Genomic DNA, 9100 nt, shown 5'->3' with positions numbered 1-9100 from the left:
ATTTTGTCCTTCCCTAATTGGTAGCCTTTTCATTCTGTTGTACAATAAGAATAAGATAAGAAACTTGGAGGTAAAACCATGAAACTATCGACAGAAAATTTTGGGAAACTTGATGGTCGTAAAGTCACCAAGTACACCCTCACCAACAAACACGACGTCAGCATCAGCGTCCTTGACTATGGTGGTATTTGGCAGGCCTTCACGGTTCCCAGTACTCACGGTCCACTAAATCTTTTGTACGCTACCAACGATGTCCACACGTACGACAAAACGGCCTCGTTATGTGCTAGTCGAATTATTGGTCGGACGGCGGGACGTCTTGCCAATGGGCAATTTACAATTGATGGTCGGCAATACCAGGTTGATACCAACGAAAACGGCAATACTATTCACGGTGGTCCGAATGGCATTGGTGGTGTCATTTGGCACGTGGAACCACTCGTTGGCGAACACCGTAGCCAGTTAGTCCTTACCTACACGGCAAACCACGACCTTGATAGCTACCCTGGTGACCTGGCGATGACGACAATTTATACCCTCGATGATAACGATGCCGTCACCCTTGATTTCACCGCTCAAAGCAGCGCCCCAACCCTCTTTAACCCTACCTGCCATACCTACTGGAACCTCTCGGATCACGATAACACGATTGAAAACCACCTCTTGCAAATTAATGGTGACCACCACTTGGAATGTGATGACGCTAAGTTGCCAACGGGGCGTCTCTTGCCGGTTGATTCCACCAGTTTTGACTTCACTCGCTTAAGTTGTTTAGGCAACCACCTCCACACCATGGAAAAAACAACCGAGGGTGGCTTTGACGACATTTGGAAAGTGACCCCTAGCCGTGCCCGGATGGACTCACCAATTGCCACCCTGGAAGATGGAACGAGTCACCGCCGTGTTGACATTTATTCCGACCGTAACGGCCTGGTAATGTACACGGCCAACAACCTTCATATTCAAGGTTACAATCGTCCCGCAAACCAGTGGATGGCGATCGCCTTAGAACCGCAAACCCTACCGGACACCCCGAACCATCCGGAATTCGGTGATATCGTCGTCCGGCCAAACCAGCCACGCCACTACCAGATTCGTTACGAATACCACGCTTAAAACGGTTATAAGAACGCAAAAAACCACCCGGCATTTTGCCGAGTGGTTTTTGTATTTGATGGAATTGGCAAAGTTGTCAATGTCCGCCTTAATCTGGCAACCAGATTAACGCTTACTGAATTGACGAGCCTTCCGGGCCTTCCGCAGACCTGGCTTCTTCCGTTCCTTCATCCGAGGGTCACGGGTAAGCAGACCAGCCTTCTTCAGGGCATCACGGAAGTCAGGGTCAACCGCTAGCAGGGCACGGGCAATCCCGTGACGAGCTGCGCCGGCTTGGCCTGAGAAACCGCCGCCGTGAACGTTAACCAGAACGTCGTATTGACCATCAGTCTGAGTAACGTTGAATGGTTGGTTAACGATCGCACGCAGACTAGCAAATGGAATGTAGTCTTCGATGGCCTTGCCGTTCATCGTGATCTTACCAGAACCTGGTACCAGACGTACCCGGGCAGTAGAATCCTTCCGACGACCAGTGCCGGTGTATTGTACTTGTTGAGCCATATTTTCCCCTCCTCTTAGATTAAGTTAGTAATGTCAAGCTTTTCAGGCTTTTGAGCTGCGTGGCTGTGGTCCTCCCCAGCGTATACGTGCAGCTTCATGCCCATCTTGCGACCCAGCGGGGTGTGCGGCAGCATACCCTTAACTGAAGTTTCAATCAACTTAACAGGATCGTTAGCCTTCAGGTCACCAGCAGTCCGGGTGTGCATCCCACCTGGGTTGTTGCTGATGTGACGGTAGTACAGCTTTTGGCTTGACTTCTTACCAGTTAACTTAACTTCGGCAGCGTTGATAACAATAACAAAGTCACCAGTATCAACGTGAGGGGTGTAAGTTGGCTTGTTCTTGCCGCGTAAAATAGCAGCGACAGTGGAAGATAACCGACCCAGGGAAACATCCTTGGCGTCGACAACGTACCACTTGCGATCAACTTCACCTGGTTTTGCCATGTATGTCGTTCTCACGATTAGTTCCTCCAATTTTTGTGTTCTTTAACAACGTAATAAGATTCCGGGGCTTATCAGTGGTCAAAGAATACCGCCTATTAGTTTACCTGTTTTCAGCCTGGTCGTCAATACTTTACTCCCCATAATCAACACTAACCAAATATAGTCCGGACGCAGGCGCCGTCATCCGTGCTTGTTCCCGGTCTTTGGCCGCCAGAACACGCGGAACATCATCAACCGGGCGCTGATTACTGCCAATCTCAAGTAGAAAGGCAACCATAATCCTTACTTGGTTGTACAGGAAGCCGTTACCGGTGAATTCGAAGATCACTTCTTGGTCGTGCTGGTCATAAAAAACACGCGCCCGCTCCACTGTCCGAACGTTACTCTTCGCCTGGCTTCCCGAAGCAACAAAACTCGTAAAATCATGCTCACCTACGAAATCCTGTGCGGCCCGATTCATCTTCTCGACATCCAGCGGATACTTGTAATGAGCCGTGTAATTTCGTTTAAAAGGATCAACGAAGTCCCCCTGAACAACCCGGTAACGGTAAGTTTTGCGGTGTGCCGAAAAGCGAGCATGGAAGCTCGATGACACTTCCTCGGCACGCTTAACTAAAATATCCCGCGGCAAAAGGCTGTTGAGTGCCTTTCTCATTGCCTCACCACTAAGGTGAAACGGGCAGTCAAAGTGGGCCACCTGGTTTAAGGCATGGACGCCGGCGTCAGTCCGTCCCGACCCCACCACGTTCAACGGTGGTTGTGGATTTTTGGCAATCTTATTCACAACGTCTTTCAAGGTCTGCTCTACCGTTCTTTGGTGGGGTTGAATCTGAAACCCGGAAAAGTTAGTGCCATCATAAGCAAAGGTGATTTTATAACGATACATTTTTTCTCCCATGATAAAACGACGACCACCGCAGACCGTCGTTCCTACTTGTTAAATTATTGCTATATTGAACCAATGGCAGACCAAAAAGCCAACGGTCACGAATGCCATTAGACCAACTGCCACCCAATCACGTTTTTGCCAGCGTAACAACCGGTACTTGGTCCGCTTGCCGTTCGGATAATAATCTCGCGCGTCCATGGCAGTCGCTAGTTCTTCCGCCCGTTGAAACGAAGTCACAAAGAGCGGGATTAGGACGGAGACAAACCTTTTCGCCCGCTTAAATAGGCTCCCTTCATCAAATTTGGCACCACGAGCCCGTTGGGCGTTCATAATGGTCTCAACCTCGTCAAAGATCGTCGGAATAAAACGCATGGCGATAGACAACATCAGTGAAACCTGACCCACTGGAACGTGAATGACCTTCAGCGGTTTCATAATTGACTCCACGGCATCAGCGAGCTGCAGTGGCGGAGTAGCGACTGTTAACACCGTCGATGCTAAAATAACCAGGGTAAAGCGCGCAAAGACCAAGCCAGCATCACTAATACCGCCACTCGTTAAGTGAAACGGTCCCCAATACCAATACGTAATCCCGCCAGAACTGAAGAGCAACTGGACAACGACCGTAAAGGCGATTACCCAGGCCATTGGCTTTAAGCCGTGCCAGTACATGCGAAAAGGCACTTTCGTGATGACCATCATCATGCCAAGGATCAGCGCTAACCACAAGTTTTCCACCAGGCTTGTCGCCAGGAAAACCAGCACCACGTACCAGCAGACCACCAGCAACTTGGCCCGCGGGTCTAGACTATGAAACCGTGAATTGGTAGGGACGTACATCCCAAGCACTACCCGGTTATTCATCCTGATCGCGTCCTTTCAGCTGAGTTGCCAGTTTGTCAGCAAGTTCGTCCAAGCTTAATGATACTGGTCCAGGCAAATGAACTCCACCATCACGCAAGGCATGATCGAAAGAAACTGCTGCCGGCCAGCGAAGGGAGTTCTCGGCAAGAAGTTTCCTATCCGCAAACAGCTTCCGGGGCGTTCCCTGGAATGCCAACCGACCGTGGTTGATGACCACTACCTGGTCAGCATAAGTAGCAACTTGCTCCATGTGGTGGGTCACCAACAGGATTGTCGTCCCCTGCTGGTGCAGACGGTCGACCAGTTCAAGAATTTGACGTGCCCCCTGTGAATCAAGACCAGCTGTCGGTTCATCGAGAATCAGTAGAGTGGGCTTCATCGCTAACACCCCAGCGATGGCCACCCGCCTCATCTGACCGCCAGATAAGTCGAATGGAGACTGCTGTTCAAACTCTTTACCAAGACCGACTTGCTGCAATGCCTGACACGCATTTTCTCGCGCTGCTGATGCGGACTGCCCATTATTGAGCGGCCCGAACATGACGTCTTCAATTACCGTTTCAGCGAATAGCTGTTTTTCTGGCAATTGGAAAACAAAGCCGGTCGTTGCCCTCAACGCCGCCAGTTGGCGAAGACTACTCGATGGCGACACGGTTACACCGTTAACGGAAACCGTCCCTTTCGTCGGTCTCAGAAGGCCATCAATCAGTTGCATGATGGTCGACTTGCCACTCCCCGTAGGGCCAACAACAGCAGTGTATGAGCCGTGCTCGATCTTTAACGATAAGTCGAAAAGTGCCTGGTGGGCAAATGGGGTGCCAAACTGGTAAGTGAAATCCACTTGATTCAACTTAACTGTGCACAAAGCCATTCCACCATCCTTTGACCATCCGTCACCTTTGCAGGCACCTTAATTCCCCGTTTTTCTAATGCCAACCTTAATCGCCCAACAAATGGCGCAGCAAGTCCTAGTTGCAGCAAACCGACAGCATCACTGAGGACCTCATCTGCTGGTCCTTGTTTAACCAGGTGCCCATCATTGATGATTATTATCGAATCAGCTGCGAGGGTTTCCACTACATCGTGCGTGATCGAAATAATTGTCATTTGACGCTCCCGCTGTAACTTCAGCAACAAACGATCTATCTGTTCACGTCCCGCCGGATCCAGCATACTGGTTGCCTCATCCAGGATAAGGATATCTGGTTCCATGGCAAGCACCCCAGCCAGAGCCACCCGTTGTTTTTGGCCGCCTGACAAACTAGCTGGCTGTTCATCAATCATCTGTGACATCCCAACTAAGTCGAGACTTTGTTCAACAATCTCCTGCATCTTTTCTCGCGGGACCTGATGGTTTTCCAGCCCAAAGGCCACGTCTTCACCCACTGTGGTACCAATAAACTGGTTGTCCGGATTCTGAAAAACGTAACCAATTCGGTGACGGATAGCCACCACGTGTTCATCATCCATCGGCATTCCAGCTACAGTCAACGACCCGGTCGTCGGCGCCAACAGTCCGTCTATCAACCGGGCCAGTGTACTCTTGCCACTACCGTTATGACCAATAATAGCGGTCCACTGTCCGGCTGGGATCGTCAAACTCACCTTATCAAGTGCAGCCTTACCATCTGTAGTATAGCGGTAAGTCAAATCTTTTGTTGTGACAATCGCCGCCATACAATCCCGCCTTCCTCATTAATCACTGTTAACTATTATACCGAAAAAAAGGGTATAAAAAAACCACTTACAATCAGGGTGCGCGGAAAATCCGCCTTCGAGCTAGACTAAGGCGATGCCCATCATCGTAACGCTCTATACCACAGATTGCAGTGATTCTTTATTACGCGTTATTCAGTTGTAGAATAACTAGTCGACCAATGATACTAATGCCATCTGTGCGGCATCACCACGGCGTGGCATCATCTTAACCACGCGAGTGTAGCCACCCTGACGGTCCTTGTACTTCGGGCCAATTTCGTCAAACAGCTTTTGCAGTGCAGTTTGTACCTTGATGTCGTCGCCGTTTTCCTTAACGTCAGCAACAGCATCACGAACAAAGGCAGCAGCACGACGACGTGAACTCAAATCGCCCTTCTTAGCGAGCGTAACCATTTGGTCCATCGTACGACGAACTTCCTTAGCACGTGCAACAGTCGTCTTAATTTGGCCATTGATGATCAGTTCAGTAGTCAGACCACGTAATAAAGCTTTACGTTGTGAACTGGTCCGTCCTAATTTACGATAACTCATGAAGTGGTTCCCTCCTTTGATCGGTAATGATTAGTCTTCCTGGCGGAATGTTACGCCAAGGTCAGCTAACTTTTCTTTGATTTCTTCAAGAGACTTTTGACCTAAGTTCCGAACCTTCATCATATCGTTTTCGGTCCGTTCAGTTAGGTCCTTAACGGTTTCAATGCCGGCACGCTTGAGACAGTTGTAAGAACGAACAGAAAGGTCCAGTTCTTCAATCGTCTTGTCGAGCATCTTTTCCTTGTGCGTCTCTTCTTTTTCAACCATAACTTGAGTGTTTTGTGCTTCTTCAGTCAGGTTGACAAACATTGCCAAGTGTTCAGTCAAGATCTTTGCGGCTAAGCTAACAGCCTCGGATGACGTCAGTGAACCATCGGTCCAGACATCTAACGTCAGCTTGTCAAAGTCGCTCCGTTGACCAACACGAGCATTTTCGACAGTGTAGTTGACCCGTTCAATCGGGGTGTAGATGGAGTCAATTGGTAACACACCAATTGCCAGGCCATCCATGCGGGCCTTGTTGTCAGTTGCTGAGACGTAACCGCGACCCTTGTCAGCAGTCATTTGAATATGTAATTCAGCGCCATCAGCGACGGTTGCCAGATGAAGGTCTGGATTTAAGATGGTAACGTCACCGTCACCCTGGATGTCACCTGCAGTAACGTTTGCAGGACCCTTAACATCCAACTCCAGATTCTTTTCCTCATCAGAATCAATCTTCATTGCGACCTTCTTCAGGTTCAAGATGATCTGAGTCACGTCTTCAGTTACACCTTCAACAGTGCTGAATTCGTGAAGAACACCATCAATTTGAATACTTGTAATGGCGGCACCTGGCATTGAGGCGAGCATCACCCGACGCAGGGAATTCCCCAGGGTCGTCCCATAACCGCGTTCGAGTGGTTCAACAACAAACTTGCCGTAGTTGTCGTTCTCCTCAACTTTTTGAATGTTTGGTTTTTCAAATTCGATCATTCTACCGTTTTACCCCTTTCAAAACGTGGTCCGCATTTTAACAAAACAACAGTGGGCAGAAAACGTCCGTTGCCGTTGCAAATTAAACACGACGACGCTTTGGCGGGCGAGAACCGTTGTGCGGAACTGGGGTAACATCACGAATAGCAGTTACTTCCAGACCAGTTGCTTGAAGTGCACGGATTGCTGATTCACGACCAGAACCTGGGCCCTTAACTTCAACTTCAACAGTCTTCATACCGTGTTCCATTGCCGTCTTTGCAGCGGCTTCTGAAGTCATTTGAGCAGCAAATGGAGTAGACTTCCGGGAACCCTTGAAACCAAGGACACCAGCTGAAGACCAAGCAACAGCGTTACCCTGGACGTCGGTAATCATTACCATCGTGTTGTTAAATGTTGAGTGAATGTGTGCAACACCAGTTTCAACATTCTTCTTTGCACGACGCTTGCGCGTTCCTTTTTTGGTAGCCATAAAACTAACTGACCTCCTTTTTCTTTAGATTACTTCTTAGCGTTTGACGTCTTCTTACCAGCAATGGCAACTGCCTTACCCTTACGAGTACGAGCGTTGTTCTTCGTGTGTTGACCACGAACTGGCAGACCACGACGGTGACGCATGCCACGGTAAGAACCGATTTCTTGCAGACGCTTGATGTTCATCGTTACTTCACGACGAAGGTCCCCTTCAACCTGAAGTTGGTCCACTTGTGCACGGATCTTGTCTTCCTGGTCTGGTGTTAAGTCACGAACACGAATATCTTCTGAAACACCTGCAGCTGCCAGAATCTTCTGAGCAGTAGTGTTACCAATACCATAAATGTAAGTTAAGCCGATTACGATTCGCTTGTCACGAGGTAAGTCGACACCTGCGATACGAGCCATTATTACACCTCCGTTTCTAAATTAAATTACTTGCCCTGACGTTGCTTGTGCTTTGGGTTGGCTGGGCAAATTACCATAACAGTGCCGTGACGCTTAACGATCCGGCAGTGTTCGCACATACGCTTGACTGATGGTCTTACTTTCATGTCAATAATCCTCCACTATTAATACTTACGATTTACTTGAAGCGGAAAGTAATCCGACCCTTAGTCAGATCATACGGAGACATTTCCATCCGTACCCGGTCTCCGGGCAGGATTTTAATGTAGTGCATCCGAATCTTGCCAGAAACATGGGCAAGGACTTCTACACCATTTTCCAGTTCCACTTTAAACATTGCGTTTGGCAGGGTTTCTTTAACCGTACCTTCAATTTCGATTACGTCAGCTTTGGCCACGAAATGGTTCCTCCTTACCGTTCAAATTACGTAAAAGCGGTGGAAAGCCAGGGACTTTCCACTGCGAACTAGACAAAACCTCACAAATAATAGCACAAGACGGCTATTTACGCAAGTTTGGACTAGTTACAGGTTAACCAGAACTTCACGAACATCCTTGTAAACATCTTCGATCGATTGTTCACCATTGATGTTGTGCAAAATGCCCTGATTCTTGTAGAAGTCAACCAGCGGTGTATTCAGCTTGATGTTAACGTCTAGCCGGTTCTTAACAGTTGCCGGTTTGTCATCATCCCGCTGGAAGAATTCGTGACCACCGCAAACGTCACAAGTACCTTCAACCTTCGGCTTGTGGTAGAGCCGGTTGTATGAAGCACCACAATTCTTACACATAAAACGGGCACTTAACCGATCGACAAGCACGTCAGGTGCAACATGGATGTTAATGACGGCGTCAAGTTGACGACCATCATCTTCAAGCATCTTGTTCAGTGCTTTAGCTTGAACAAGGTTTCGTGGAAAGCCATCAAGCATAAAACCCTTTGTCGTATCATCTTGTGCTAGCCGTTCAGCAACGATTCCGTTAACAACTTCGTCAGGAACTAAGTTGCCAGCGTCGATGTAGGACTTGGCCTTCTTACCCATTTCAGTCTGATTCTTAATTGCGGCACGGAAAATGTCACCAGTTGAAATGTGTGGAATGTTGAAATCCTTGATGATTAGGTCCGCTTGGGTTCCCTTGCCGGCACCCGGCAGACCCATTAAAACGAGGTTCATTGT

Annotated in this window: 14 protein-coding genes; 1 reads left to right on the top strand and 13 read right to left on the bottom strand. The window is 48.7% G+C overall.

Features of this window, described 5'->3' with window-relative positions; all coding sequences use genetic code 11:
• The first annotated feature begins 78 nt into the window (after positions 1 to 78).
• Complete coding sequence (locus C1710_RS04890) at positions 79 to 1116, top strand: aldose epimerase family protein (protein ID WP_102280668.1); 1038 nt, start codon at positions 79 to 81, stop codon at positions 1114 to 1116.
• A gap of 105 nt (positions 1117 to 1221) precedes the next feature.
• Here the strand turns inward: C1710_RS04890 and rpsI are convergent, their stop codons facing one another.
• The 13 genes from rpsI to C1710_RS04825 all read right to left on the bottom strand — a co-directional run bounded on the left by rpsI (position 1222) and on the right by C1710_RS04825 (position 9097).
• Positions 1222 to 1617, bottom strand: a complete 396-nt coding sequence (gene rpsI / locus C1710_RS04885; protein ID WP_102280666.1) for a 30S ribosomal protein S9 — start codon at positions 1615 to 1617, stop codon at positions 1222 to 1224.
• A 14-nt stretch (positions 1618 to 1631) separates the two neighbouring features.
• A complete protein-coding gene (gene rplM, locus C1710_RS04880; RefSeq protein WP_102280664.1) occupies positions 1632 to 2078 on the bottom strand; it encodes a 50S ribosomal protein L13 in 447 nt (148 codons plus the stop codon).
• Positions 2079 to 2193: 115 nt separating this feature from the next.
• Complete coding sequence (gene truA, locus C1710_RS04875; protein WP_102280662.1) at positions 2194 to 2949, bottom strand: tRNA pseudouridine(38-40) synthase TruA; 756 nt, start codon at positions 2947 to 2949, stop codon at positions 2194 to 2196.
• Positions 2950 to 3000: 51 nt separating this feature from the next.
• Entirely contained in the window at positions 3001 to 3816 is an 816-nt protein-coding gene (locus C1710_RS04870; RefSeq protein ID WP_102280659.1) for an energy-coupling factor transporter transmembrane component T family protein, read from the bottom strand.
• Positions 3809 to 4687 carry an energy-coupling factor transporter ATPase gene (locus C1710_RS04865; protein ID WP_102280657.1) on the bottom strand — a complete coding sequence of 293 codons (879 nt, stop codon included), beginning with the start codon at positions 4685 to 4687 and terminating at the stop codon, positions 3809 to 3811. The genes C1710_RS04870 and C1710_RS04865 overlap by 8 nt, the downstream gene beginning before the upstream one ends.
• Positions 4663 to 5493, bottom strand: coding sequence for an energy-coupling factor transporter ATPase (locus tag C1710_RS04860; RefSeq protein WP_102280654.1), 831 nt, complete (start codon positions 5491 to 5493; stop codon positions 4663 to 4665). The genes C1710_RS04865 and C1710_RS04860 overlap by 25 nt, the downstream gene beginning before the upstream one ends.
• A gap of 189 nt (positions 5494 to 5682) precedes the next feature.
• Positions 5683 to 6066 (bottom strand): 50S ribosomal protein L17, encoded by a 384-nt coding sequence (gene rplQ / locus C1710_RS04855; protein ID WP_102280652.1) that lies wholly within the window; start codon positions 6064 to 6066, stop codon positions 5683 to 5685.
• Between the two features lie 30 nt (positions 6067 to 6096).
• On the bottom strand, positions 6097 to 7041 hold the full coding sequence (locus tag C1710_RS04850; protein WP_102280650.1) for a DNA-directed RNA polymerase subunit alpha: 945 nt from the start codon (positions 7039 to 7041) through the stop codon (positions 6097 to 6099).
• Between the two features lie 82 nt (positions 7042 to 7123).
• Complete coding sequence (gene rpsK / locus C1710_RS04845) at positions 7124 to 7513, bottom strand: 30S ribosomal protein S11 (RefSeq protein WP_102280647.1); 390 nt, start codon at positions 7511 to 7513, stop codon at positions 7124 to 7126.
• 29 nt (positions 7514 to 7542) lie between these two features.
• Positions 7543 to 7923, bottom strand: coding sequence for a 30S ribosomal protein S13 (gene rpsM / locus C1710_RS04840; RefSeq protein ID WP_102280645.1), 381 nt, complete (start codon positions 7921 to 7923; stop codon positions 7543 to 7545).
• Between the two features lie 26 nt (positions 7924 to 7949).
• On the bottom strand, positions 7950 to 8069 hold the full coding sequence (gene rpmJ, locus C1710_RS04835; RefSeq protein ID WP_102280643.1) for a 50S ribosomal protein L36: 120 nt from the start codon (positions 8067 to 8069) through the stop codon (positions 7950 to 7952).
• A gap of 32 nt (positions 8070 to 8101) precedes the next feature.
• Positions 8102 to 8320, bottom strand: a complete 219-nt coding sequence (gene infA / locus C1710_RS04830; protein ID WP_102280640.1) for a translation initiation factor IF-1 — start codon at positions 8318 to 8320, stop codon at positions 8102 to 8104.
• A gap of 126 nt (positions 8321 to 8446) precedes the next feature.
• Positions 8447 to 9097, bottom strand: a complete 651-nt coding sequence (locus C1710_RS04825) for an adenylate kinase (protein ID WP_328587352.1) — start codon at positions 9095 to 9097, stop codon at positions 8447 to 8449.
• Positions 9098 to 9100: the final 3 nt, after the last annotated feature.

The sequence above is a fragment of the [Lactobacillus] timonensis genome (assembly GCF_900240275.1).
Classification (GTDB): Bacteria; Bacillota; Bacilli; order Lactobacillales; family Lactobacillaceae; genus Limosilactobacillus; species Limosilactobacillus timonensis.
The sequence above is the reverse complement of the archived record's forward strand: the minus strand, read 5'-3'. Positions and strand labels throughout refer to the sequence as shown.

Excerpts from the sequence above, each read along its gene's own strand:
- C1710_RS04890 (WP_102280668.1), top strand. The coding sequence starts at position 79 with ATGAAACTATCGACAGAAAATTTTGGGAAACTTGATGGTCGTAAAGTC.
- rpsI (WP_102280666.1), bottom strand. The coding sequence starts at position 1,617 with ATGGCTCAACAAGTACAATACACCGGCACTGGTCGTCGGAAGGATTCT.
- truA (WP_102280662.1), bottom strand. The coding sequence starts at position 2,949 with ATGTATCGTTATAAAATCACCTTTGCTTATGATGGCACTAACTTTTCC.
- C1710_RS04870 (WP_102280659.1), bottom strand. The coding sequence starts at position 3,816 with ATGAATAACCGGGTAGTGCTTGGGATGTACGTCCCTACCAATTCACGG.
- C1710_RS04865 (WP_102280657.1), bottom strand. The coding sequence starts at position 4,687 with ATGGCTTTGTGCACAGTTAAGTTGAATCAAGTGGATTTCACTTACCAG.
- C1710_RS04860 (WP_102280654.1), bottom strand. The coding sequence starts at position 5,493 with ATGGCGGCGATTGTCACAACAAAAGATTTGACTTACCGCTATACTACA.
- rplQ (WP_102280652.1), bottom strand. The coding sequence starts at position 6,066 with ATGAGTTATCGTAAATTAGGACGGACCAGTTCACAACGTAAAGCTTTA.
- C1710_RS04850 (WP_102280650.1), bottom strand. The coding sequence starts at position 7,041 with ATGATCGAATTTGAAAAACCAAACATTCAAAAAGTTGAGGAGAACGAC.
- rpsK (WP_102280647.1), bottom strand. The coding sequence starts at position 7,513 with ATGGCTACCAAAAAAGGAACGCGCAAGCGTCGTGCAAAGAAGAATGTT.
- rpsM (WP_102280645.1), bottom strand. The coding sequence starts at position 7,923 with ATGGCTCGTATCGCAGGTGTCGACTTACCTCGTGACAAGCGAATCGTA.
- rpmJ (WP_102280643.1), bottom strand. The coding sequence starts at position 8,069 with ATGAAAGTAAGACCATCAGTCAAGCGTATGTGCGAACACTGCCGGATC.
- C1710_RS04825 (WP_328587352.1), bottom strand. The coding sequence starts at position 9,097 with ATGAACCTCGTTTTAATGGGTCTGCCGGGTGCCGGCAAGGGAACCCAA.